Annotated in this window: 18 protein-coding genes; 8 read left to right on the top strand and 10 right to left on the bottom strand. The window is 60.6% G+C overall.

The genetic code is table 11. From position 1 onward, the window contains the following. Positions 1 to 20: 20 nt before the first annotated feature. Positions 21 to 1,025 carry a sialic acid TRAP transporter substrate-binding protein SiaP gene (locus GGR20_RS04275; protein ID WP_183309950.1) on the bottom strand — a complete coding sequence of 335 codons (1,005 nt, stop codon included), beginning with the start codon at positions 1,023 to 1,025 and terminating at the stop codon, positions 21 to 23. Positions 1,026 to 1,211: 186 nt separating this feature from the next. Here GGR20_RS04275 and GGR20_RS04280 point away from each other — a divergent pair, with 186 nt between their 5' ends. Genes GGR20_RS04280 through GGR20_RS04295 form a run of 4 tightly spaced genes read left to right on the top strand, consistent with a single transcriptional unit; the run spans position 1,212 to position 7,947 of the window. Continuing rightward, positions 1,212 to 2,126 carry a dihydrodipicolinate synthase family protein gene (locus tag GGR20_RS04280; protein WP_183309951.1) on the top strand — a complete coding sequence of 305 codons (915 nt, stop codon included), beginning with the start codon at positions 1,212 to 1,214 and terminating at the stop codon, positions 2,124 to 2,126. Positions 2,127 to 2,152: 26 nt separating this feature from the next. After that, positions 2,153 to 2,833: a GntR family transcriptional regulator gene (locus GGR20_RS04285; RefSeq protein WP_183309952.1), complete on the top strand. Its 681-nt coding sequence runs from the start codon at positions 2,153 to 2,155 to the stop codon at positions 2,831 to 2,833. A gap of 33 nt (positions 2,834 to 2,866) precedes the next feature. After that, entirely contained in the window at positions 2,867 to 5,533 is a 2,667-nt protein-coding gene (locus GGR20_RS04290; protein WP_183309953.1) for a family 78 glycoside hydrolase catalytic domain, read from the top strand. An 11-nt stretch (positions 5,534 to 5,544) separates the two neighbouring features. After that, a complete protein-coding gene (locus GGR20_RS04295) occupies positions 5,545 to 7,947 on the top strand; it encodes a glycoside hydrolase family 38 N-terminal domain-containing protein (protein ID WP_183309954.1) in 2,403 nt (800 codons plus the stop codon). A 349-nt stretch (positions 7,948 to 8,296) separates the two neighbouring features. Here GGR20_RS04295 and GGR20_RS04300 read toward each other — a convergent pair whose 3' ends face one another. From GGR20_RS04300 to GGR20_RS04340, 9 genes are all read right to left on the bottom strand, one after another. Further along, positions 8,297 to 9,328 carry a DUF1593 domain-containing protein gene (locus GGR20_RS04300; protein ID WP_183309955.1) on the bottom strand — a complete coding sequence of 344 codons (1,032 nt, stop codon included), beginning with the start codon at positions 9,326 to 9,328 and terminating at the stop codon, positions 8,297 to 8,299. 12 nt (positions 9,329 to 9,340) lie between these two features. Continuing rightward, complete coding sequence (locus tag GGR20_RS04305) at positions 9,341 to 10,861, bottom strand: apiosidase-like domain-containing protein (protein WP_183309956.1); 1,521 nt, start codon at positions 10,859 to 10,861, stop codon at positions 9,341 to 9,343. Between the two features lie 54 nt (positions 10,862 to 10,915). Further along, on the bottom strand, positions 10,916 to 12,508 hold the full coding sequence (locus tag GGR20_RS04310; protein WP_183309957.1) for a DUF5060 domain-containing protein: 1,593 nt from the start codon (positions 12,506 to 12,508) through the stop codon (positions 10,916 to 10,918). A 21-nt stretch (positions 12,509 to 12,529) separates the two neighbouring features. After that, positions 12,530 to 13,354: an ABC transporter ATP-binding protein gene (locus tag GGR20_RS04315; RefSeq protein ID WP_183309958.1), complete on the bottom strand. Its 825-nt coding sequence runs from the start codon at positions 13,352 to 13,354 to the stop codon at positions 12,530 to 12,532. Between the two features lie 2 nt (positions 13,355 to 13,356). After that, positions 13,357 to 14,277, bottom strand: a complete 921-nt coding sequence (locus tag GGR20_RS04320) for an ABC transporter ATP-binding protein (protein ID WP_183309959.1) — start codon at positions 14,275 to 14,277, stop codon at positions 13,357 to 13,359. Continuing rightward, positions 14,274 to 15,185 carry an ABC transporter permease gene (locus tag GGR20_RS04325; RefSeq protein WP_183309960.1) on the bottom strand — a complete coding sequence of 304 codons (912 nt, stop codon included), beginning with the start codon at positions 15,183 to 15,185 and terminating at the stop codon, positions 14,274 to 14,276. Before GGR20_RS04325 ends, GGR20_RS04320 begins: the two co-directional genes overlap by 4 nt. Next, positions 15,182 to 16,183 carry an ABC transporter permease gene (locus tag GGR20_RS04330; protein ID WP_116589510.1) on the bottom strand — a complete coding sequence of 334 codons (1,002 nt, stop codon included), beginning with the start codon at positions 16,181 to 16,183 and terminating at the stop codon, positions 15,182 to 15,184. The genes GGR20_RS04325 and GGR20_RS04330 overlap by 4 nt, the downstream gene beginning before the upstream one ends. Positions 16,184 to 16,255: 72 nt before the next feature. Next, on the bottom strand, positions 16,256 to 18,160 hold the full coding sequence (locus tag GGR20_RS04335) for an ABC transporter substrate-binding protein (RefSeq protein WP_183309961.1): 1,905 nt from the start codon (positions 18,158 to 18,160) through the stop codon (positions 16,256 to 16,258). 272 nt (positions 18,161 to 18,432) lie between these two features. After that, positions 18,433 to 19,260, bottom strand: coding sequence for a DeoR/GlpR family DNA-binding transcription regulator (locus GGR20_RS04340; protein WP_183309962.1), 828 nt, complete (start codon positions 19,258 to 19,260; stop codon positions 18,433 to 18,435). A 320-nt stretch (positions 19,261 to 19,580) separates the two neighbouring features. Here GGR20_RS04340 and GGR20_RS04345 point away from each other — a divergent pair, with 320 nt between their 5' ends. From GGR20_RS04345 to GGR20_RS04360, 4 genes are read left to right on the top strand one after another with little or no spacing between them, the layout of a single operon-like run. Next, positions 19,581 to 20,417: a transketolase gene (locus GGR20_RS04345; protein WP_183309963.1), complete on the top strand. Its 837-nt coding sequence runs from the start codon at positions 19,581 to 19,583 to the stop codon at positions 20,415 to 20,417. Then, positions 20,417 to 21,376 carry a transketolase family protein gene (locus GGR20_RS04350; protein WP_183309964.1) on the top strand — a complete coding sequence of 320 codons (960 nt, stop codon included), beginning with the start codon at positions 20,417 to 20,419 and terminating at the stop codon, positions 21,374 to 21,376. Before GGR20_RS04345 ends, GGR20_RS04350 begins: the two co-directional genes overlap by 1 nt. After that, positions 21,373 to 22,854 (top strand): FGGY family carbohydrate kinase, encoded by a 1,482-nt coding sequence (locus tag GGR20_RS04355; protein ID WP_183309965.1) that lies wholly within the window; start codon positions 21,373 to 21,375, stop codon positions 22,852 to 22,854. Before GGR20_RS04350 ends, GGR20_RS04355 begins: the two co-directional genes overlap by 4 nt. Positions 22,855 to 22,865: 11 nt before the next feature. Further along, positions 22,866 to 23,852: a TIM barrel protein gene (locus tag GGR20_RS04360; protein WP_183309966.1), complete on the top strand. Its 987-nt coding sequence runs from the start codon at positions 22,866 to 22,868 to the stop codon at positions 23,850 to 23,852. Position 23,853: the final 1 nt, after the last annotated feature.

Genomic DNA, 23,853 nt, shown 5'->3' on the forward strand with positions numbered 1-23,853 from the left:
GTCAGGCGTTATTCAGGCGATCAGGGCGCCAGTTCGTTGATGCGCTCAACCCAACCTTCGGGCCAGGAGGCCGCGCGATCGGAGTTGAGATAGAAATTCTGCACATGAGTGCGGAACGCATCGACATCGGGCGTCGTGACCGTCAGGCCCTCTTCTTCGAAGAACGACACCAGGCGGTCTTCGTTGGCGCTGCGCTCGGCATTGTTCCAGTCGCAGGCGGCGACAGCGGCCTCGGTCATCTTGGCCTTTTCGTCGTCGGTGAGCTGTTCCCACGTCTGATTATTGACCGCCATGGGCAGGCCATCGACCAGGTGGCTGGTCAGGGTGATCTGCTCGGTGACCTCGTAGAACTTGGCTGCTTCAACGGTGGGCAGCGGATTGTCCTGAGCGTCGATCGTGCCGGTCTGCAGGCCCAGATAGACTTCGCCGAACGGCAGCGGGGTCGGGTTGGCGCCCAGAGCCTCACCGAGGAACAGCCAGCTGTCGGAGCCGGGCATGCGCAGCTTGACGCCAGCCATATCCTCGGGGGTCTGGATATCGCGCGCGGTTCGCAGGTTGAGCTGGCGCGTACCGAGGTAGCAGGCATCGAGAAGCTGGATGCCCATCTCGTCGGACACGCGCTGCTTGAATTCTTCGCCGATATCGCTTTCCAGCACGGCCCGGTAGTGCTCGGGGTTCTGGAACAGATAGCCAGCGGTGAACAGGCCGTATTCGGGGATGGCATCAGCAATGAGCTGGAAGGCAACATAGGCCATCTCGGCATTGCCGCGCTGCAGCGCGTCGAGGTCGGCATTCTGACCGAACAGGGCGCCCGAATCGTAAAGCTGGATATCGAAGCGGCCCGGCAGCAGCTCCTCGAGCTTGTCGGCGAACACCTGCATGGCCTGGGTATGCAGATCGGTTGGAACCGAAACGGTGGTGAATTTGAGTTCGATCTGGTCCTGAGCCAGGGCCGGCGTAGCCACAAGGGCAGTGGCCAGCGCAGTCGCAGTCATGGCGACCAGGGCGGTGTGCTTAAGGGTCATTACGATCCTCCCTCTCGAGCGATGATGATGACGGTTCGCTTCCTCCCCTCCGGCGTCAGTTTACCGGTGAAAGCGTCCGCTTGTTTTGACGGGCGGACTTTGCAACAGGAAACGACTGATGTAAACAGTGATGTGACAACTGATTGTATCAGTGGATGTACAAGCCCATTGCGGAGGACCTTTACCGTGGCGAATTCAGACCTTTCCGGCATTATTTGCGCGTCGGTGACCCCGGTGAATGCGCAATATGGAATCGACGCCGGGCGCCTCGCCATGCATTGCGCACGCCTGTTGGAGAATGGTTGCAGCTTCGTTTCGACCTTCGGCACGACGGGGGAAGGCGCCTCATTCTCGACCAATGAGAAGATCGCCGCCCTTCGCGCCCTGCGTGATGCCGGGGCTGACATGAGCAAGCAAATTCCCTCGGTGATGACACCAAGCAGCGATGAGGCCGGACGCCTGATCGCCGAGATTGCGGCTCTAGGCTGCCGCGGCGCGCTTGTACTGCCGCCCTTCTATTATGGCAGCGCGACCGAGGAAGGCATTGTCGCTTTCTTTGAAGCCGCGCTCGCCAAGGCCGGCAATCCTGATCTCGACATCCTGCTCTACAATATTCCGCAATTCTCGCGCATCACCTTCACCCCTGCCCTCGTCGCCAAGCTGGTTGATCGATTTGGGCAGCAGATCGTGGGGGTCAAGGATTCCACCGGCAAGTTGGAAAGCGGCATCGAATTGGCGCAAGGCTTCCCGCAGCTTTCCGTGTTCACCGGCGACGATCGCGTGTTGCCGCATCTTCTGGCCAAGGGGGGCGCCGGCATGATCGGCGGCATGCCGAACCTGTTTGCTTCGGATCTGCGCCAGCTCTATGAAGCGCCTGAGGCCACAAGCTCAGAGGCTTTGAAGGCCAATGCCGCGACCCGCATTGAGGCGGTGGATGCCAATGGCGCGTTACTAGCGCTCAAGGCCACGCTGGCCGCCGTCTATGACGACGCTGAATGGGCACGCGCCATGCCGCCGCTTATGCCCATTGCGTCAGACCAGGCCGAGCTCGTGTTCAAGGCAATCGAGGGCACCGGCTTTGCGGTGCGCCCTGCGGCCTGATAGAGCCAATGCCAGGGAGGGGAGCCATGGCAAGACACAACAATGCCGACACGATCGGGGCCGGGCCGGCGTCGGTCAAGAAGACAGCCTATGAGCGGTTTCAGCAGGAATTGCTCGCTGGCCGTCTGCGTCCCGGCCAGGTGGTGTCACAGCGTGAATTGGTGCAGACGCTCGGGCTCTCGATCGGCGCCTTGCGCGAGCTCCTGCCGCGGCTCGAAGCCGAGGGTTTGCTCAATGTGATGCCACAGCGCGGCATCCAGATCACCACCATCGATCTGCCGATGATCCGAGACGCCTATCAGATGCGCATGGCCTTCGAGCGGGAGGCGACCCTTTTTGCCGTCGACCGGATGCCCGACGCCACGATCGAGGAGCAGAAGCGGCTGCATCTGGAAAGTCTCGAACGGCTCAAGACCGACCGCACACCGGCCTTTTTCGAAGAGAGCCAGGACGTCGATAGCCGCTTTCACGAATTGCTGGTGGACTTCACCGCAAATGAATTGCTGATCCAGGCCTATGATCTCAATTCCATCCGGGTGCGCCTGATCAAGCTGGATCGGATTACCCTTTCGGCCACCACCCTGCCCGCGGCCTTTGGCGATCATCTGGCCATTATCGACGCCATTCTTGAGCGCGACCGCTGGAAAGCAGCCGCGGCCATGGAAACCCATATTCGCAATGCGCGCGAGCGCGCCCTGGCAATCTAGCCTCGCGCCGCGCTTCAGTACCCGATCGAGATCGTGACCAAACTGCGTCCCATCGCGCTCCGCTGCGAGCATCATGCTGCCCCCATGGGCCTTAATCGTCCGGCACCCCGTTTTGACTGGGCACTGGACGGAGATGGCCACAATCGCTGTCAAAGTGCCTATCGATTGGTGGTCAGGGCTGGCGAAAATGTTCTGTGGGATAGTGGTAAGGTCCAGTCCGCCCAAGCCCGGCAGATCGAATATGCCGGCACAGCGCTTGCGTCAGACCTGCGCTGCACCTGGAGCGTCATGGTCTGGGACGAGGAGAACGTCGCCTCGGACTGGTCCGACGCGCAGCATTTCTGCACCGGACTGATGCATCCGGAAGACTGGCGGGCGCAGTGGATCGCCCGCTATTTCGTGCTCCCGGCGGGACGAGAAGCGCCTGCCGATAATACCTATGACAATCGCTGGCAGGCGCGGCCGGCCGATCATCTGCGGCGGGATTTTGCGACCGTGGAAAGACCGGTGCGCGCCACCGCCTATGTCTCTGCCCTGGGTCTTTACGAGCTCTATCTCAACGGCGCGCGAGTCGGCGACGCGGTGATGGCGCCGGGCTGGACCGATTATCACCAGCGGGTGGAGTATCAGTCCTATGATGTGACCGATTTGGTCGGCGCTGGTGCCAATACCATAGGCGCCCTTATCGGCGAGGGGTGGTATTCGGGCCGTGTCGGGCACAATCAGCGCCGCGCGGGCAATCACTATGGCGGCCGACCCGCCCTACTCTGCCAACTCCATCTCGAATATGCGGATGGGCGAGTCGAAACCATTGTCTCCGACGGGCAGTGGACCACCAGCCAGGGACCGGTCTGCTACAGCGACTTTCTGATGGGCGAGCAATATGATGCGCGCCTCGAGATGCCCGGCTGGTCCGAGCCGGGCTTTGACGCCTCCGGCTGGCAGCCGGTGGAGGTGTTTGTTCCCGACCCGCGTCCGCCGCGTCTCGAAGCGAGCCGCGGACCGCAGGTGCGCGAGACTGTGCGATTTGCGGGCCGCTATCTGCGACAGGCGAAGACCGGCGGGCACATCTACGACTTTGGACAGAATATTGCCGGCTATGTCGCGCTGGAGTTGAGCGGAAAGGTTGGTGACCGGTTTACCCTGCGCCATGGCGAAGTCCTTGATGGCGAGGGGGAACTTTACGTCGCTAATCTGCGCCATGCCGTCGCGACCGATCACTATATCGCCAAGGGGGAAGGCCGCGAGCGTTTCAAGCCGCGTTTCACCTTCCATGGCTTCCGCTATGTTGAACTCACCCTGCCAGATGGTGCGTCCCCGGATGATGTGACCCTGACCGGCATCGCCATCCACAATGACCTGCCGGTCACCGCGTCGATGCGCACCGGCTCGGACATGGTCAACCAGCTGCTGTCCAATATCGAATGGAGTCAGCGCGACAATTTCATCTCGGTGCCCACCGACTGCCCGCAGCGCGACGAACGCTATGGCTGGAGCGCCGACGCGCAGGTCTTCTGGAAGACCGCCGGCTATGTGATGGACGTCTCGGCCTTCCTGCAAAAATGGTTCGAGGACATTGCCGAGGCGCAATTGCCCGATGGCGCCTTCACTGACGTCGCGCCCTCCAAGCCGCTCAACCCCTACCGGATCACCGCACAGCCGGGTGCGCCGGGCTGGGGCGACGCGCCGGTGATACTCGCCTGGCAGCACTGGCTGCGCTATGGCGACAGGGCGCTATTGGAAAGGCATTTTGATCGCCTGGTCGCCTGGCTCAAGCATATAGCCGACGCCAATCCAGACCATCTGCGCGTCAACGCGGTCTACAATAACTATGGTGACTGGCTGAGCGTGGGCCCGGCTTCGGATCGCACCATGGTGGCGACGGCCTATTGGGTGCTGGTAGCCGACCTGATGGCAAAACTCTCCGGCGTGGTCGGGCGCACCGATCTGGTCACGCATTATGCGGCGCAGGCCAACGCCGTGCGCACCGCCTTCATCGCGACCTTTGTCGATGGCGACGGCCGCATTGCGGGCGATACACAGACCGCCTACTTGCTGGCGCTGGACTTTGCCATTCTGCCCTCAGACCTGCACCAGAGGGCCGCTGCACATCTGCTGCGCAAGCTTGATGAGGCCGAGGGGCATTTGCAGACCGGGTTCCTGGGCGTGAAGCATCTTTGCCCGGTGCTGAGCGATATCGGTTCGCCGCAACGCGCCTATGATCTGCTCCTGAACGAGACCTACCCAAGCTGGGGGTTTTCGATTGCCCAAGGCGCCACCACGATCTGGGAGCGCTGGGATGGCTGGACGCGAGAGAATGGCTTCCAGAGCGTCAGCATGAATTCGTTCAACCACTATGCCTATGGCGCGGTGGGCGAGTGGCTCTATGCCCGCGTGGCCGGGATCGACTGGGATGAGGATGCCCCGGGCTTTTCCTCTATCCGTATGCGCCCGCTATTCGACAGGCGGCTGGGCTGGATAGAGGCGCATTACGATGCCCCCACCGGCCGGGTCGAAAGCGCCTGGCGTCTCGCAGATGAGATCGTCACCTGGGATATCCGTATTCCGCCAAATTGCACCGGGCAGATCGAACTGCCGCGAGCACCTCTCTCCATCTGCGCTGGCGACACTCCCCTGCCCTTGACCGGCCCGATAACTACGCTCGGCTCGGGCCGCTACACATTCACACTTGCTATTTGATCGGTACCACCATGACAGAAGCCAAGCAGCCGCTGCTCCATATGATCGGCAATGCCCATCTTGACCCCGTCTGGCTCTGGCGTTGGCAGGAGGGATGCGCTGAAGCCATCGGCACCTGTTGGGCCGCCATCGACCGTCTGCGCGAAGGCGAGGGGTTCGTGTTTACCAAGGGCGAAGCGCATATTTATCGCTGGATCGAGGAATTGGAGCCGGCACTGTTCGCAGAAATCCAGCGCTACGTCAGAGAGCAGCGCTGGATCATCGTCAATGGCTGGTGGATCCAGCCCGACTGCAATGTTCCCAACGGTGAAAGCGTTATTCGCCAGGCCCTCTACGGCAAGGGCTATTTCATGGATAAGTTCGGCATCGAACCATTCACCGGCTACAATGTCGACAGCTTCGGACACCCGGCTACGTTCCCGATGCTTCTTCGGCATACCGGCTTTACCAGCTACACCTTCATGCGGCCCGGCCCGCATGAAATGGACCTGCCGGGCGAGCTTTTCACGTGGCAGTCGCCCGATGGGTCATCGCTGCCAGCCTTCCGCATCCAGGACGCCTACAACACCTCCAAGCGCTCGACGCCGCTGCCGCCCAAGATCGACGAGCACTATGCGCATATGGACAAGCACGGACATGCGTTCATGTGCTTTTATGGCGTCGGCAATCACGGCGGGGCGCCGACGATCGAAAATATCGAGGAGATCGAGGCGCGGATGGCGCGGGGCGAAAATCTCGAATTCTCAGACCCGGAACGCTTCTTCCAAGAGGTGGAGACGGGCGGTCTGCCGGTGGTCAACGAAGCGCTGCAGTTCCATGCCATTGGCTGCTATTCGGTCGCCTCGTCGCTGAAGGCGCTCAATCGCAAGGCGGAGAGCCTGCTGGAACAAGCAGAGGCGGCCTCGGCGCTGGCTCACAGGGTCACGGGCATCTCCTACCCGGCCAAGCGGTTTGCTTCGCTCTGGCAAATTCTGCTGTTCAACCAGTTCCACGACACACTCGGCGGCACGAGCATCGAGTCGGCGTGCCTCGATAGCGAATGTGAGTTGGCGGGCGTCATCGCTGGTGCCGAAGAGCTCTTGAACGCTGCGGTGCGTCGCCTTGACGGCACCATTGCCCCGCCGCACGATCCGACCGACGCCAACTTTGTCGTGATGAATTTCACGGGAACATCGTCGAACGGGCTGGTAGAGGCCGAGCCCTGGGTAGACAAGGATACGGAAACGCCACGCTTGCTGCTCGATGAGTCGGGCAATTCCATTCCGTTCCAATATATCGATCCGGCCGGCAAGACGACTGGCCTGCAGCGCCTCGCCTTCCCGCTCAAAGTGCCCGCCTATGGTTATCGCGTGCTGCGATTTGCGGCGTCCGATAGCGGTGTTACCGCTCCCAACGTCAGTTTTGGACAGCCCCGTACCGGACCGCTGAGTTTTGAAACGGATGGCTATCTTGTCGAACTGTGCCGCGAGTCCGGTGCCATTACGCGGTTGTTCAACCGTTGCAATGGCATTGAGATCTTTGCCGGTCGTGGTCACCGCGGGCTGGTCGTCGATGACCCGAGCGACACTTGGACCCATGGTACCGATCGCTTTGGTTTCGAGGGCCAGGACATGACCCTGGACGGGGTAAAGCTAGTCGAAAGCGGCCCTGTGCGCACCACCATAGAAGTGACCGCCAGCCACGGTGCATCTCGTCTGGTAACCACCATAGTAGTGCCAGTGGATGGATCGCTGGCCGTTGAACTGCGCGTAGCGCTGGACTGGCGCGAACAGCGGAAACTGTTGCGCCTCGCCTACCCTCTAGACGGGCAAAAATTCGAGTATGAGGTGGCAAGCGGTTGGGACAACGCCCCTGATACGGGTCGGGAAGTCCCGGGGCAACGCTGGGTACGTGTCAGCGCCGCCGCGCACGAAGTCGCTCTGGTCAATGACGCCAAATATTCCTATGCGGCGCTTGACGGCACCCTTTACCTGACGGCCGTCCGTTCCCCGATCTTCGCCCATCACGACCCGATCCCGGCAGAGGATGGTGCGCGCTATCGCTATATGGATCAGGGAGAGCAAAGGTTCTCGATCCTGCTGCAGGCCGCGCCGAAGCTCGTCCGGCAAGAGGCTGCCACACTGGCCGAGCGCCTCAACAAGCCGGTGGTGACCACCCCGCATGTGAGCCGCAGCGGGAACAGCGAGCATGCCGGACGGTGGCTGTCTGTCGCAAGCGAAGGTGGCATGGTCACTACTCTCAAGGGCGCGGAAGATGGGACGGGGCTGATTGCCCGCGCGATTGATTTGTCCGGGGATGGATGCACGGTCGGCATGGGAACCGAGCGCGCACCTGTCGCCCCCCGCGGCATAGCGAGCTTGCGGTTGGTGGGTGACCAATTGCTGGCCTGCGACGGGCTGGAACGCACCTTATAAATGCGCAGGTGAGGAGACCCGTTGGGCAGGCCGCAGCCGCTGAACCCTTGCGCAATGCTACCCGGGTCGTCTGGCCATCCGAGTTCTTCTAGGTGTTTAAGAAGAGCAAGTGGAACGGCAGCGCGATCAGTTCCCGTTCCGAGAGGGCAGTGTGGCAGCGGCAATCATGCCATCATTCCCAAGGCTGCCGCCAACCGGCTCGACGCCCTCAACATCGATGCCTTGCACGAAACCCGGAGCCGGCATGACGCCATTGTGCGCTCAATATTTCTCTGGCCGGAGGATGGTCTAGCAAACCGACCTCTCGCCGGTTGCCTTTTAGCTGGGTCCAATTGCCGACCAGCGTCCGCTAGAATTCAACCATCCAGTCCGCGCGCCGCTTCAGATCTTCCTGGACAGCACTTCTCCAGCGGTAAACGGTCTGCGCACCGGCAGGATCGTCCCACCAATGGTTTTTGTTCGGATCGCGTTGCACGAAACGACCGCCCCATCCATCCTGGTCCGGCCGCTCGGGATCATTGACGCCAAAGACAGCGCCGAGCAGGTGCAGGAATGAAGGCGTATCGCCCTCCCAGATTCCGGGGAGATGGGCATTGAACCCGCTGCGGGGATAGGCGGCGCCCAGCGGCCCATGACCCTCCCGCAGGTGCTGGTTGGTCCAGTCGATATCGCCCAGCGCATGGTCCGATCCAGGCGCGTTCCAGAACATGCCCTTGTAGTTCTCTTCCGAGACAATGACGAAGAGCTCGGGGAACTCCTCCAGTAGCCAGTCAGCGGTATTGTCCTGACGCGCAATCAGGTAGATGCGCAGCTTAGCGAGAAACCGGGTCAGATCGTCGGCGCTGCGGGTGGCGCGCACTTTCCAGATTGCCTTGGCCACTTCCACCGGGCCGCCCCAGACACAGACCCAGACCGGTCGGACGTCATCCTTGTCGACAATGCGGATAATGGCCTCGGAGGCTTCGTTTTCGAGCCCCTCACCCAGCATCTGGTCGACCGGAATGCCGCCACGGAAATAGGGCGAGCCCCAAGTGCCATCCTGCCCCTGAAAGGTCACCGACCGCAGCGTCGCCGCGCTGGGATAGCGCGCGTCATGACGAGCAAGATTGGGCTGCACCTGCTCATAGATATCGAGCATGTCGAGAATGTGCTGCTTGACTGCGATATTGGCAAAGCTGCCGGCCGAGGCGATCAGCGCCTCGACCTCCAGATCGTTGCTGCACATCAACAGTCTAACCATGGACTGAACGTCATCCGGATCGGAATAGCGCTCGGGCGGCTCCCCTTTCTGGTAGACGCTGCCCGGGATGACATCCACCGGCGGGAAATCGGTCATGACGATGACGCGTGGGCGGATGGTGCTGTTGTTGGTGGTGGTCATGGCGTCCTCCACTCAGCGCCGCAGCCGCACGCGCAAAGCCAGGTTTGGCTTGCCTGGCAGCTCGACGCCGAAGGCAGCGTCCGGCTCGCCGCCCCGCACGACGTCGCCGTGCCGCGTCGGCACTGATACTGGCGCGGCGACCTTCTTGGCCGGAGTGATGGTCATGTTCCAGGTGTCGATGATATCGAGCTCGTAGTCGCCGTCCTCAAGCGGCAGGCCTGTTGACCAGATCACCGGGCGGTGCGCGCCGAAGTAGAAATAGCTGACCTCGCCGTCACGCGCCGCCGCGATGCTGCTCCAGGGATAGCCGGAGTGATAGATCTCCTCGAACGGCGTCAGGCCGTTCTTGGCATCTTCCTCGAAGATCTCGCGCATGAAGGCGATGCGCTTGGGGCTCTGGCCGTGCAACACGCCGCCCTTGGCCCACCACAGCACATCGTCCTCACGGCTATAGGTTTCGCCATGACCGGCATAGCCACCCTTGAGCATGGTCAGCCAGAAGCGGTGGACCACTTCCTCGGCGGTGATATTGCCCCAGGTCTGGATAATGTCGCCTTCGTATTGCAGCTCGTCATTGACCAGCGGCTTGCCGAAATCGGTGCGCCAGTTGACCGTGCGCTGGACGTCGGGATGCTGGATGCACACATGATCGACCCAGGGCCGGCGGTGATTGTAGAGCAGTTCCGGATTGCCCTGGTGGATCGACTTGAGGTGCCGGTAAGGGTCGTTCTCCTCGAGGATCTGGAAAAAGCGGTCCCACATTTCCATCGGCTTGGTGTTGAGCAGGAAGTCGTATTCATTGGCCAGCGACCACCACACATTTCGATAGGCGGCCAGCCGCGCTACCAGATATCTGAGATAGCGGTAGTCCTGCTCGGGGCTCATATCGGCATAGCCCCAGCGGTCGTAGGGATGGAATATGATGATATCGGCTTCAATGCCGAGATCGCCCAGCGCCGCCACCTGCTTCTCGAAATGCCGGAAGGCGTCGAAAACCGGCTTGTCGAAGTCCTGCGTACCGTCGCCCTTGGATTCGTAGACGTGCAGCTCGGGCTCGTTTTCGTTGTAGGGATAATGCTTGGGGAAGACACACATGCGCATCTTGTTGAAGCCCGCCGTTTCCAGCGTCTTCAGCGTCTGCGCCTGCAACTCCTGGGTCTGGTGGGTCCACACATAGCAGGTGGTGCCGAAAGGCAGGTACGGCGTGCCATCGGCGTAGCCGAAATGGAACTTGTTGCGCACGGAAACCGGACCATGCACGCCCTGGCGCGCCGCTGTTACCGTAAAGTTGGCGGTCTGGTCGTTGAGCGCGGCGACATCCGACTCGGTGGTCAGCGACCATTCTCCCTCGATATCGGGCATGAGCCGGACCTTGAATACGCCCTCCCCGTCGTAAAAGCCGGGCACCCGGATCGTGCGGTTGGCATGCTTGAACACGCCCCAGAATTCGACGTCGAGATAGGGGTTGCCATCCACCTTAGCGGTGATGGTGTGTTCGAAAACATCATAGCGGGCGACAGTCAGATCAGGCACGGACTTGCTCCATAAAAATTGCTGCGGCGGGCGCGCGATGCCGGCGCCGCCAGCTCAGTCTTCGATCCGCTTCAGCAGGATCGCGAGATAAGGCTTGGGGTCGAAATGCAACAGGTCGCCACGCTGGACGCTGTCAGCCAGTGGCGTTTCGGTCATCTCCCAGGTATCGATCAGGGTTGCCGAGTAGCGCTCAGCGGGCGGTACGGCCACGGCATATTCGTGCGGCTGGTTCTCGCCGAGATAGCTGAGATAATAGCGATGCGGTTGACCCGCGGTCGCCCACCACGAAGTGACGCGCGGCCAGCCTTCTTCGCCGGGGGCGGTGCCGAAGAGTTGCTGAAGCTGGACGTTGTCGAGCCCACCCTGCATCTGGATGCGATAGGCAGTGGTGGACTGGATCGGATCAAGACCCTCGTCAGGCCCCTCTTCGAGGATACGGCGCAAAAAGGCGATGCGCGCAACGCTCTCGCCGACCAGTTTGCCGCCCTTGGCCCACCACAACACTTCCTCATCATTGTAGTAGGTCTCGCCATGGGTGACGTAGCCGCCATTGACTGTGCCGTCCCAGAAGCGGCGCACCAGCTTTTGGCCTGAGATATTGCCCCAGAGCTCGGAGATGTCGCCTTCATAGCAGCATTCATCGATCGAGACCGGCTTGCCATACTTCTCCCGCCAAAGCGCCGCCATGTTGGCCGACGAGCGTTGGATGCTCGAATGGGTGATGCGGGGGTGGTTGTGGTCAAAAAAGGCAAAGCAATTGTGGTTGCTGAGCAGGTGGCCATAGGGATCGTTGTCGGACACGATATGGATGAACCGGTCCCAGTCAGCGGGGCTCTTATTGGGCATCAGGTCGTACTCATTGGCCATTGACCACCAGACGTTGGGCAGCGCCGCCAATCGTGCAGTCAGGTATCTGAGGTACCGGTCGTCCTGCTCGGGCGTCATATGCGAGAAGCCCCAGCGGTCGTAAGGATGGAAGATGATCAGGTCGGCCTCGACACCGATTTCCGCGAGCTGGTTGATGCGCTTTTCCAGGTGCTGGAAATATTCGGGCTCAAACCGTTCATAGTCGAATTCCCAGCCGGCATCCTTGATCGAGCCGGGCCAGGCGCTGGACCCCTTTGTCACCAGCGGAAAGGGATACCGATCGGGCTCGTTCTGGTTGTAGCGATAGTGCTTGGGAAAGACGCACATGCGGATCTTGGTGAAGGGGGCATCGGCCAATGTCGCCAGCGTTTGCTCTTCGGTGGCATCGCCCTGGTGGTTCCAGGCATAGGCGGTGGTCCCGATATTGATGTAGCGAGTGCCGTCGGCATAGCGGTAGTGGTAGCGGTCCGAAACGCGCACCGGCCCGTGGTGCCCATCCTGGGCAGGCGCGACCTCGAAGCTGCCCTCAAAACCGTCTAGGGCTGGCGCATTGCTGCGCGTATCATAGTGCCAAGTGCCAGTCGTGTCAGGAAGGAAGCGGAGCTTGTAGGTGCTACCGCCATCGTAGAAACCGTTGACACGGACTTCCCTGTCACCCTGGCGGAAGACTGCCCGCAGCTCGACGTCCTGAAACGGATTGCCCTCGCCTGGGCCCTCCAGTGACAATTCATAGGTTGCCCAAAGGCTCGCTGAGCCAGTGGCTGTGGCTGACTTGGTCATGGCAATATCCAGTTGATGCGGCTAGCCGGCGGCGCGCAGACGCGGCCTCCAGCGGCTGGTCGTGGTGGGAATGGAGCTGAGCAGGAGCTGGGTATAATCGTGCTGCGGGTTCGACATGACTTCGCGCGCCTTGCCGAACTCGACCACGCGGCCCTTGTTCATCACCGCGATGTAGTCGGAGATGTAATAGGCCGTCGCCAGATCGTGGGTGATGTAGACAAAGCTTCGCCCCGCTTCATCCCGGAGCCGCTTGAACAGGTTGATGATGATCATGCGCCGCGAGGCGTCGATCATGCTGACCGGCTCGTCGGCGACAATCAGTTGCGGCTGTGGGATGAGAGCACGCGCCACCGAGATGCGTTGCAGCTCCCCGCCCGAGAACTGATTGGTATATTTGCCGCTGACCTCGCGATAATCGAGACCGACGCTGTCCAGCGCATCGGCAACCGCATCTTCGGCTTCCTTTTCCCCCATATTGGCCACTCGGCGCGCGGTCTCGTGCAGATAGCTGTCGACCGGCCGATAGCGGCTGAAGGCTTCGAACGGGTTCTGGAAGATAGGCTGGACCGTGCTCAGAAATTCCTTCCGCGACGAGATGGAGCCCACGCCAACAACCGGCCGATCATAGACAATGGCCCTCCCCGAGGTCGGCGTTTCGAGTCGCAGCAGGGTCTTTGCCAGCGTGGTCTTTCCGCTGCCCGATTCTCCAACAACGGCGATCACGACGGGTGTGTCGCTTTCCACGGTGATGTTGACGTCATTGAGCGCCTGTATCTTGCGGGAGCGTACAAAGCTCCCCAGGCGGTACACCTTGTTGAGGCCTTCGGTCTTGAGAATGAAGGTCATGATCAGGCTCCTACGCTGTGCGCAGCCGGCGCAGCAGCAGCCTGGGCCACGAAATGGCCCGGCTTGACTTCATGAAGTTTGGGTTCGACACGATAGGCACGGTCGCCGCTGGCCCCTGCGGCACTGGCCATCAGGCCACGCATGCTGTCGTCGCCAATGGTGGGCAGGGAATCGATCAGCATCTTGGTGTAGGGGTGCTGGGGATCGGAGAAGACGCTATCGGTGTCGCCGTATTCGACCACGCGACCGGCATACATGATGAGCATCTTGTGGGTGACCTGATAGTGGACGCCCATATCGTGCGAGACCACCAGGATGGTGTTCTTCATCTCCTCCTGGAGCTCCATGAGCAACATGAGGATGTCCTTTTGCACCACGACGTCGAGGGCCGTGGTCGGCTCGTCAGCGATGATCAGTTCGGGCTGGAAGAAGGTGGCCAGGCCGATCATCATGCGCTGCCGCATGCCGCCGGACAGCTGATGGGGATAGGAATCCATGGCTTCAGGAGGCAATCCCAACTTGCCCATATAGGCCCGGGCCCGCTCGAGAACGCGCTTCTTGTTGCTGTCGGTCCCCGGGAAGTCGATGAACTGTTCGCGAATGCGGATAACCGGGTTGAGCGAGTTCATCGAGCTCTGCGGAACGTATGAAATGGATTTGAACCATTCTTCGCGAATGTTCTGGGCGGTGACCTGACGGCCTTTCGCGCTCTTCAGCCCATAGGTGATCGAGCCGCGCGACAAATGCATGGGCGAAGTGATGTCGCCATAGATGGCCTTCATCAGGGTCGACTTTCCGCAGCCCGACTCCCCGGCAATGCCGACAATGCACCCATCGGGAATATCCAGGGTCACGCCATCGACGGCGTGAATGGTCCGCGTTCCAAGGCGATAGCTGACCTGGAGGTCCTTGATGCTGATCATTGGACACCGCGCCTTTCAGCAAATGCGGCGTTAAAGCCGGTAGAAGTCAGGAATAGTCCGAGAAACAGCGTCACGGAGGCGATGATGGGCGCGACCAGCCAGAGGAAATGCCCGGTAAACAGCGCGTTGTAGTTGAGCGCCCAGAAGATGATTGACCCCAGCGTCGGCACTTCCACCTTGGACAGACCGATGACCGCGAGGGTAGCTTCAAGGTTGATGGCGAACAGGATGGTGTTGATGAAGCCCACCAGCGTATAGGCCATCACATAGGGGAACACCTCGCGGATGATGACCTGGGCGGTATTGGCGCCGGAGAACCGGGCCATGTTGATGAACTCACGCTCGCGTATCGAGAGCGCCATGGAACGTACCGTGCGCGCATCCCAGGCCCATCCGAAAATGATGATGATGAAGCCCACGGTGAAGAACGAGGTGTTTCCCCGGATCAGCGATCCCAGGATGATAAGGATCGGCAGTAGCGGAATGGTGATGAACGTGTCGACGATCAGCATGACCAGCCGTTCGAAGCGCCCGCCAATATAGCCCGCGCTGAGGCCGACCGTGGTGGCGACGATGGTGACCCCGACAGCAACCAGGACCCCCAGCATCAGCGAATTGCGGATGGCAAAGACCAGGAACCAGAAAATGTCCTGACCCAGAGCATTGGTACCCAGCCAGTGGGCGCCCGAAGCTGGCAAGTTGCGCATGTAGGTGGCCTGCACGGACGGATCAGCCGGCGCGAAGAGCGGCAGGATAAAGCTGCCAAGACCCATGACCGTCAGGATGGTGAGGCCAACCGCCAGGCGCGGATTTATGAGCCAGAGGAAAGACTGGAATAGTCCGGGCTCTGCCGCTTGCGGCGTTTCGACCAGGGCGACCGGGTCCATTTCTTTGCTGTCTATGGTCATTTGTGGCGGATCCGGGGGTCGAGAAGTGGATAGAGCAGGTCGATCACCAGCCCGGCGGTGGCCACGGCAATGATCGAGATGGTGATCGCGCCATAGAGCACGTTGTAGTCACCACCGGTCGCCGCCGCGCGCATGACAAGGCCAATGCCGGGATAGGAGAAGATCATCTCGGTCAGCAGGGCGCCGTTAAAGACCATGCCCAGCGAGAGCGCCAGAGCGGTCACTTGCGGCAACAGAGCGTTGCGGAACACGTAACGCGTCATCCGCGTCCAGTTGCTCGCGCCCTTCAGCCGGGCATAGATGACATAGGGTTCCTCGGTGGTGGCGACGGCCAGCGCCTTCATCGAGAGGATGTTCCAGCCAAAGCCTGCCAGGACCAGCGTGATGCCGGGAAGAAGCGAGTTGTAGATGATCATCCCGACTTTCTCCCAGCTCATCTGACCGACCGGGAAAGTCGCCGATAGCGGGAAGACCGGAAAGACGTAGGCGAGCAGCAGCAACACCGTGACCGCCAGGATGTAATAGGGGATGGGATAGAGCAGGATGCCAACGAATTCGAGGATCGAGGCGGCCTTCTTCTTGTGAAAGTACCCGGCAACAAGACCCACCAGATTACCCAGCGTCCAGGCGATGACCGTGGCGGTCAACAGCAGGCTCAGGGTCCAGGGCAGCGCCGCCATAAGCATCTGCGACACGGGCTGGGGGAAATAGGTGAAGGATGGCCCGAAGTCGAAGCTGAAGACGATGCGCTTCATGTAGTCGACATACTGGGTGAAGAGATTGCCTTTGAGGCCGTAAAGGTTCTCCAGATTTTCCCGGAGCTCTGCAATGGCCTCGGCGCTCAGGGCACCATTCGCCCGGCTTTGAATCTGTCCGATATAGCCGTCCACGGGATTGATCGGCATCAGCCGCGGCAGCAGGAAGGTGATGGACAAGCCAATGAACAGCACGGCCAGATAGAGTCCGAACCGCTTGGCGATGTAGACGAGTGCACCCATCAGGGAGTCCTTTTGCGAAAGAGTGTGGGGCGGCCCTGAGGAATGGCCGCCCCATCCGGTCGTGTCAGGAGGTCACTGGCCGGTAGGCTCGACGTTGGTGACGGTCTTCTTGAACGAGCTCCACCAGGTGTAGGGCGCAGCGTAGAAGTTGTCCTGCTTGGGGAAGTTCGTCCAATAGGTGCTATTGGTCGGGATGGTCGTCGGGATGTTCATGAGATTGATCATCTGCATGTCTTCCGTCAGGTACTTGGCGATCTGCCGACCATTTTCGACAAACTCCTCTGTGCCGATCTCGAGGCTGGCACTTTCGGACACGATGTCGAAGATGCGTTCATCCACAATGCGGGCAAAGTTCTGCACGAGAGCGTCGTTGGAATCTGCGGGCAGTACGTTGTCCTCGCGGAAATTGCGCCAGGAGTTTTGCCAGTTGGCGTTATAGGTGCAGGAGTTCGACCAGTTGATCTGCAGCTCCATGCGGGCATTGGTGGTCTGGACAGTGCCAAACTCGCCATTGTCCACCTGGCGGGCATTCACGTTGAAGCCTGCCTGGCGCCAGCTGTCGGCAATAGAGAAGCCGACGCGCTGCAGGACCTTGTTCCAATCGCCTGGGATGACGAATTCGAGCACCCAGGGCGAGCCGTCCGGCATGGTGAAGAAGCCGTCCGAACCCTTGGTCATGCCAACCGATTCAAGCATCTTGGCGGCCTGCTCGGGATCGTGCTTCCACCAACCGATACCGAAGCCCTCTTCCACCGCCTCGCCCGAGGGCAACTGCGCCTGATCAACGCCTTGCTCGGCGAGCGTTTCGACCAGATCGGCACCGAAATCGGTGTTGAACGGCTTGTAGCCATCCCCAATGGTCAGCTCTTCGAGCCAGGGCTCGAGCGGTTCGACGTAGAGCGGATTGGTGATCGGCGTATCCGCCAGCGGCAGTGGCGAGGCCTTGAACTGGCCGCTCATCGCCGAAATGCCGACCTGCTCGAGATCAAGTGCCAGGGCCAGGGCCCAGCGCACCTCGGGCATGTCGTAAGGCGCCTTCTGGTTGTTGATGTAGATGCCATAGGAGCAGGCATCGTTCATGTCGTGATACGGGAAGGTCGGCGAGAAGGTCTCGATGTTCGGGTTGCGCGCCTTGGCAGCCTCGATGGAGTCCGGGCTCATGAAGGTGTCGACATCGTACTGGTTCTGCACGAAAGCCAGCGCGCGTGTCTCTTCGGTCCCGAAGTCCTTGTAGTAGACGTATTTGACGGCCGGCTCCTCGTCGATGTTCCAGCCGGATTCATCCCAATCCTCGCGCAGCTCCCAGAGCTGCCAGAAGCCGTTTGGATCGAATTCCTTGATCTTGTAGGCGCCCAGCGTGACGGCTGGCGCATTCTGGAATGTCACGACCTCGTCGCCCAGTGGCTCAAACACGTGCTGCGGCACCCAATTGAAGGGCATGCCCCAGGTGTAAACGCCCATGCGGGTCACAAAGTCATAAACCGGCGTGGCCGTGGTGACCTCGAAGGTGTGATCGTCGATCTTTTCGTAGCTATCGACCAGACGCGTGATGGAGGAAACGTTGGTCAGCTTGTCGCGGTACTTGAAGGCCGTGTCGAAGGTGAAAATGATATCATCGACATTGAAGTCCTCGCCATCGCTCCACTTGATCCCCTCACGGATCTTGACGCGGAACTTGGTGTGCTCGTCATTGAGCACTTCAGGGAAGCCATCGGCCAATTCCGGATAGCTTTCGCCGGTCGCGGTGTCCATTTCCCACAGCGCCGCCCAGCCAAGCTCGCGGAAACCGCGCCAGATGGCATAGGAGTTGAGCGGGTTCTGGGCAGACGGGTTGGACGAACGTCCATCAAATGTCTGCACGATCATTGTTTCGCTGCGGGGCGTGCCGACATCAGTCATGGCCCCCTGCGCGAAAACGGTGGTTGTCATCAGCGCTGCCATCATGGGCAACATCAAAGTACGGCTGTGCCGTGCCATGTTTTCCTCCTTTTCGGCCACCGATTGCGGCGGCCACCAATGCGGATCATTTCGGAATTTGGGGCAGCACCCTTCAAACACCGGCTCGACCAAGCCATTGTCATTTAGGACAGTTGTGCTGTCTTTCCTCCGCACGCTCCCGCGGCTCATCGCTATATCGCTTAGTGTTATTTTCGATTTTTTGCGATTACCTACGATTAGGATTGCAGGCAAGCGATGTCAATGCCTCTCTGCGAAAGAGAGGGCCAAAACTCAAAACTGGGGAAATCAGGCTAGCTGGCGATGATCACTTCGACGCCGCGGCGTTCGAATTCGGCCTTGTCACTGGCGGAAATGCCATCGTCTGTGATCAAGGTATGCACCATCTCGACGCCGCCCAGGGCGGAGAAGGACACCTTGCCGATTTTCGTGGAGTCCGCCAGGAGATACACATGGGACGCCGCCTTGACCATTGCGCGCTTGACGTAGATATCGCCAATGGACGGGTAGGTAAGGCCAACATCGAAAGAGACACCGGCCGTCGCCAGAAAAAGCTTCTGGGCGTAGATGCCGACAAAAAACTCGACCGACTTCTCACCACTTAGCGACAACGTCGGCGCCTTGAACTGCCCCGCCGGCATGTGCACCGTATTGGTAGGCGCCGCGCCAAGGATCAGCGCGATGTTGAGCGCATTGGTGATAATGTTGAGTTCCTGACGCGAGCGCAGATTCTCAGCAAATTGCGTGGTGGTGGACCCTGAGTCGATGATCAGGGTTTCGTTGTCCCCCACAAGGGCGGCCGCCGCCGCTCCGATCCGTTGTTTTTTCTCCATATTGTCGATGTGTTGCAGCGACATGGACTGAACCTGCTGGGGAATGGAGCGCAGAAATGCGCCGCCATGCTCGCGGGTGATGAACCCATCGGCGTCAAGCCGCTCCAAATCCTGCCGAATGGTGGCCTCGGATACGTGAAAGGCAGCGGAAAGGTCACGGACCCGGGCGCTCCCCTCTTCCTGCAACCATTCCAGGATACGCATGCGCCGCGGCTCGGCCAGCAATTGAGGCTGCCCGCCACCCTGCTCAATGGCGCGCCTCCGCCTGTTCGTTCTGCCCTTTTCCATCTCGCCCCCTGCCGTAGCCCGCCGCATTTCAGTTGTTGGGCTTTATCATAAACACCCTTTTACAGCACAGCGAAAACTCCCGAAGGAGCGAACGGCGAACGCCACTTCACGCAAGAAAAACGCAGAAATCGAAAGTTTTCGCTATTGCACGAAAGCGCCCGGCCCTGTAGCTATCGGAAAAAGCAGACGGCCAAGGTGCATTTTGGTGCACACTTGGCGGCGAGGACCCGAATACCTTCGCTGGACGAGGCGCGCTGAATATGGGGCAGCGCCCACTATTGCATCCCGCATCTGCTTGCTGATTGACGATGGAGACCCGGATGAACTCGCCCGCTCTGCAAAGAAATGACCTGGTTCCAGAGATTGCGGCAAAGGCCCTTTGGATCCGTCGACGCAGTTTCCAGATGGTCTATGAAGCCCAGCAGGGCCATCCCGGTGGCGACTTCAGTGCCGCCGATATCCTGGCTACGCTCTATTTTGGCGTCATGCGCTATGATCCGCAGATGCCGGCTGATCCAGGACGCGACCGCTTCGTGATGAGCAAGGGACATTGTACAGGCGCCTTCTACTCGGTTCTGGCAGCTGCCGGCTATTTCCCCGAGGCCGATCTGAAAACCTACATGGAGCCCCTGTCCAAGCTCAACGGCCATCCCAATCGCAACTACCTTCCAGGCGTTGAGACCAATACGGGGCCACTCGGACACGGCCTGCCAGTCGCAACGGGCATTGCCATTGCCGGCCAGCTCGACAACGCCGATTTCCGGACATTCGTTCTCACTGGTGACGGCGAGTTACAGGAAGGCAGCAATTGGGAAAGTGCCCTGACGGCGGCCCATCGCAAGCTCGAGAATCTCACACTGATCGTCGATCGCAACCGCCTGCAACAAGGGGCGCGCACCGAGGAAACGGCGACGCTTGATCCTCTGGACGAGAAGTGGCGGGCCTTCGGCTGGCATGTCGAGGCGGTCGATGGCCACGATCATGCACAACTTGTCGAGGTCCTCTCGGCTCCCCCCAAGGGACGAGGTAAACCGCTCTGCGTTATTGCCAATACATTCAAGGGCAAAGGCGTCAGCTTCATGCATGACAATGTTGCCTGGCATCACGGTGTGCCGAACAAGGAACAATACGAACAAGCGATGGAGGAACTGGTCTGATGAGCGCTGCACCCTCAAAAAAGGAAGGCTTCTTCGATTGCCGCGACAGCTTCGCTGCCACGATCGAAACGCTGGCCGAACGTGATCCCCGCATCGTGACCGTTGTTAGCGACAGTGTGGGCTCTTCCAAGCTGGGCGGGTTCAGGAAGAAATTTCCCGAGCGAATGATCAATGTCGGCATTGCCGAACAGACCCTCGTGGCGGTTGGCGCGGGCCTCGCCAATGGTGGCAAAGTGCCCTTCGTGTCAGCAGCGTCCTGCTTCATCACCGGTCGCGCCATGGAGCAAGTTAAGGCAGACATTGCCTATTCCAATGTCAATGTGAAGCTGATCGGCCAGTCTTCAGGCGTGGCCTATGGTGAACTTGGCCCCACGCACCATTCCATCGAGGATTTGGCCTGGCTTCGCCTGTTCAACAACCTCACCCTGATCGTCCCGGCTGACCCTTGGCAGACCGAGCAGGCCATTCTCGCCGCCGCCGAACTCAATGGTCCGGTCTTTGTTCGCGTCAGCCGCATGCCGGTGCCGGCGCTTCAGCGTGCGGAGGGCGCAAAGTTCGAAATCGGCAAGGCCGAGACGCTGGTCGATGGCACGGATGCGACCATCATTGCCAACGGTACCATGGTCCATCGTGCCGTTGCTGCCGCCAGGGCACTCGCAAACGAGGGTATTTCGGTCCGGGTTGTCAACATGGCCACGGTCAATCCGCTTGACGAAGCGGCCATCGCCGCCGCTGCCGAAACGGGCGCTATCGTCACCGTCGAGGAGCATTCCGTGCGCGGTGGCCTTGGTGGCGCTGTGGCCGAGGTGGTCGCCACCACAAGTCCCGTCCCCATGCGCATACTGGGCTTTCCCGGCTTCGTGCCGACCGGCTCAGCTGAGTGGCTGATGGAACATTACGGCCTGACCCAGACCGGCATTGCCGAAGCCGTCCGACAGACTATTGCCAGCAAGAAATGACCGATCAAAGCCTGATCCTCGCTATCGACCAGGGCACCACCAACACCAAGGCGCTGTTGGTGGATGCTGAAGGGTGCGTGCATCACCAGGCGTCCGTGCCCAATGTCGTGACCTATCCTCGGCCCGGATGGGCGGAACAGTCCGCCACGGATCTGGTGGCCGGAGTGAGGACGGCTATTGCCGAAGTCGTCGGGCAAGCCGCCGGCCGCCCGATAGCGGGGATTGGCATTTCCAACCAGCGTGAATCCATCCTTGTCTGGGATGCAGCAACCGGCCGGCCGGTTGGCCCGGTCGTCATCTGGCAATGCCGGCGCTCGGCGTCAAAGTGCGAGGCGTTGAAGTCAGCGGGCCATGCTTCCACGATCGAGGATCGCACGGGCCTTACTCTCGACCCCCTGTTCCCAGCAGCAAAGATCGCCTGGCTTCTGGACAATGTGCCCGGCGCCAGGGCACGGGCCGAAGGGGGCGAACTACGCGTCGGCACGGTCGACACCTGGCTGTTGTGGAGCCTGACGGGCGGCTCCGTCCACGCCACCGATCATTCCAACGCCTCACGCACCCAGCTCTTCAACACTGACACTCTCAGCTGGGACGCCGAACTCTGCGCGTTGTTTGACGTGCCGATGTCCATGCTGGCCGAGGTCAAATCCTCCGATAGCCGCTTCGGCACCACGACTGAAGGCGCTTGCGCCCTGCCCGCCGGTACGCCGATCCTTTCCATGATCGGGGATTCCCACGCGGCCCTGTTCGGCCATGGCGTGCGCGAGCCGGGCACCGTCAAGGGCACGTATGGCACCGGCACATCTTTGATGGCGCTGACGCCCGAACGCATCCGGTCCACCCATGGCATTTCGAGCACCATCGCCTGGAGCCAGAGTGGCAGGGCGCAATATGCACTTGAAGGCAATATTTCGGTCTCTGGCCAATCTGCCGCTTTCGTTGCCGAACTTCTGGGCCTGGCCGATGCTGCGGCCTTGTCGGCCCTCGCCGAAACTGTCGCGGACAGCAATGGCGTCACTTTCGTCCCCGCCCTGGTCGGGCTGGGGGCCCCCTATTGGCGGTCTGACGCGCGCGGCACCATCACGGGCATGAGCCTTGGGACCAAGCCGGCGCACCTGGCGCGTGCTGCTCTTGAAGCCATCGCCTTTCAGGTTGCCGATGTCTATACGGCCATGGAAGCCGATACGGGCTCGGCCCTTGGTGAGTTGCGCGCCGATGGTGGCGCCTCACGCAACCCGTTGGTGATGCAGTTCCAGTCCGACATTCTCGACCGGCCGGTTGCGGCCGCTGCGGCCCCTGAAGTCAGTGCGCTCGGCGCCGCCGCCCTCGCCTTTTCGGCGCTCGGCATCGCTATGCCAGGCGTGCCGGCGGCCGATAAGTACAAGCCGAGCATGAGCGCGGCACAAAGCTCCGAACACCGTCAGCGCTGGGCATCCGCCGTGACCCAGACTTTGGCGACAAACAACAAGACGACCTAGGGAGGAACTCCATGACCACACCCCGCTTCGGCGCCGGCATCTGGCACTTCGCCACCTACCTCGATCGCTATGCCACCGATGGCTATGGCGTGCCGCGCAATATCATCGAGGCCATCGATCTGGCCGGTCAGGTCAGGGACTTGTCGGTGGTCGACCTCAACTGGCCCTACTTCGGCGGCAGGTTCTCCGACACCCAGATCAAGGAAGCGCTGGATCGCAACAACCTCAAGGTGATCGGCATTACGCCCGAAATCTATACCCGCGATTTCGTCAAGGGCGCCTTCACCAATCCCGATGCCGGCATCCGCCGCAAAGCGCACGAACTCATCACCGCCGCCTGCGACGTCGTCCGCTACCACAAGGCCGACTATGTCAAGCTCTGGCCAGGCCAGGACGGCTGGGACTATCCCTTCCAGGTTGACTATTCGACTCAGTGGCAGCGTTCGCTGGATGGCGTCGGCCAATTGGCTTCGGAAAACCCGGACCTCAAATTCGTCATCGAATACAAGCCGCGCGAGCCGCGCGTGCGCATGAGTTTTGGATCGGTGGCCCGCACCATTTTGGGTATCGAAAAGATCGGCTTACCAAACATTGGCATCCTGCTCGATTTCGGCCACGCCATCATGGGCGGCGAGTCCGCTGCCGACAGTGCGCAGCTGGCTATCGATTACGGTCGCCTGTTCGGCATGGACGTCAACGACAACTATCGCTCCTGGGACGACGATCTGGTCGCCGGCAGCCTCCATCCGATCGAACTCTTCGAGTTCTTCCACGTGCTCAAGAAGAACAAGTGGGAAGGCGTCTGGCAGCTCGACCAGTTCCCGTTCCGTGAGGACAGCGTGGCCACGGCGACCCACGCGATCGATTTCCTTAAGGCCGCTGCCAAGGGATTGGATACGTTGGACGAGGACGCACTACGAGAAGCCCAAAGCCGCCACGACGCCATCGGCGCCCTCAAAATCGCTCAGAAGGCGCTGTTCGGCGCAATGGGAGACTAAA

The sequence above is a fragment of the Devosia subaequoris genome, assembly GCF_014197055.1.
GTDB lineage: Bacteria > Pseudomonadota > Alphaproteobacteria > Rhizobiales > Devosiaceae > Devosia > Devosia subaequoris.

Bases quoted from the DNA above. Each gene is read 5' to 3' on its own strand.
- GGR20_RS04275 (WP_183309950.1), bottom strand. From the start codon at position 1,025: ATGACCCTTAAGCACACCGCCCTGGTCGCCATGACTGCGACTGCGCTG.
- GGR20_RS04285 (WP_183309952.1), top strand. From the start codon at position 2,153: ATGGCAAGACACAACAATGCCGACACGATCGGGGCCGGGCCGGCGTCG.
- GGR20_RS04295 (WP_183309954.1), top strand. From the start codon at position 5,545: ATGACAGAAGCCAAGCAGCCGCTGCTCCATATGATCGGCAATGCCCAT.
- GGR20_RS04300 (WP_183309955.1), bottom strand. From the start codon at position 9,328: ATGACCACCACCAACAACAGCACCATCCGCCCACGCGTCATCGTCATG.
- GGR20_RS04310 (WP_183309957.1), bottom strand. From the start codon at position 12,508: ATGACCAAGTCAGCCACAGCCACTGGCTCAGCGAGCCTTTGGGCAACC.
- GGR20_RS04315 (WP_183309958.1), bottom strand. From the start codon at position 13,354: ATGACCTTCATTCTCAAGACCGAAGGCCTCAACAAGGTGTACCGCCTG.
- GGR20_RS04320 (WP_183309959.1), bottom strand. From the start codon at position 14,277: ATGATCAGCATCAAGGACCTCCAGGTCAGCTATCGCCTTGGAACGCGG.
- GGR20_RS04325 (WP_183309960.1), bottom strand. From the start codon at position 15,185: ATGACCATAGACAGCAAAGAAATGGACCCGGTCGCCCTGGTCGAAACG.
- GGR20_RS04330 (WP_116589510.1), bottom strand. From the start codon at position 16,183: ATGGGTGCACTCGTCTACATCGCCAAGCGGTTCGGACTCTATCTGGCC.
- GGR20_RS04335 (WP_183309961.1), bottom strand. From the start codon at position 18,160: ATGGCACGGCACAGCCGTACTTTGATGTTGCCCATGATGGCAGCGCTG.
- GGR20_RS04340 (WP_183309962.1), bottom strand. From the start codon at position 19,260: ATGGAAAAGGGCAGAACGAACAGGCGGAGGCGCGCCATTGAGCAGGGT.
- GGR20_RS04345 (WP_183309963.1), top strand. From the start codon at position 19,581: ATGAACTCGCCCGCTCTGCAAAGAAATGACCTGGTTCCAGAGATTGCG.
- GGR20_RS04350 (WP_183309964.1), top strand. From the start codon at position 20,417: ATGAGCGCTGCACCCTCAAAAAAGGAAGGCTTCTTCGATTGCCGCGAC.
- GGR20_RS04355 (WP_183309965.1), top strand. From the start codon at position 21,373: ATGACCGATCAAAGCCTGATCCTCGCTATCGACCAGGGCACCACCAAC.
- GGR20_RS04360 (WP_183309966.1), top strand. From the start codon at position 22,866: ATGACCACACCCCGCTTCGGCGCCGGCATCTGGCACTTCGCCACCTAC.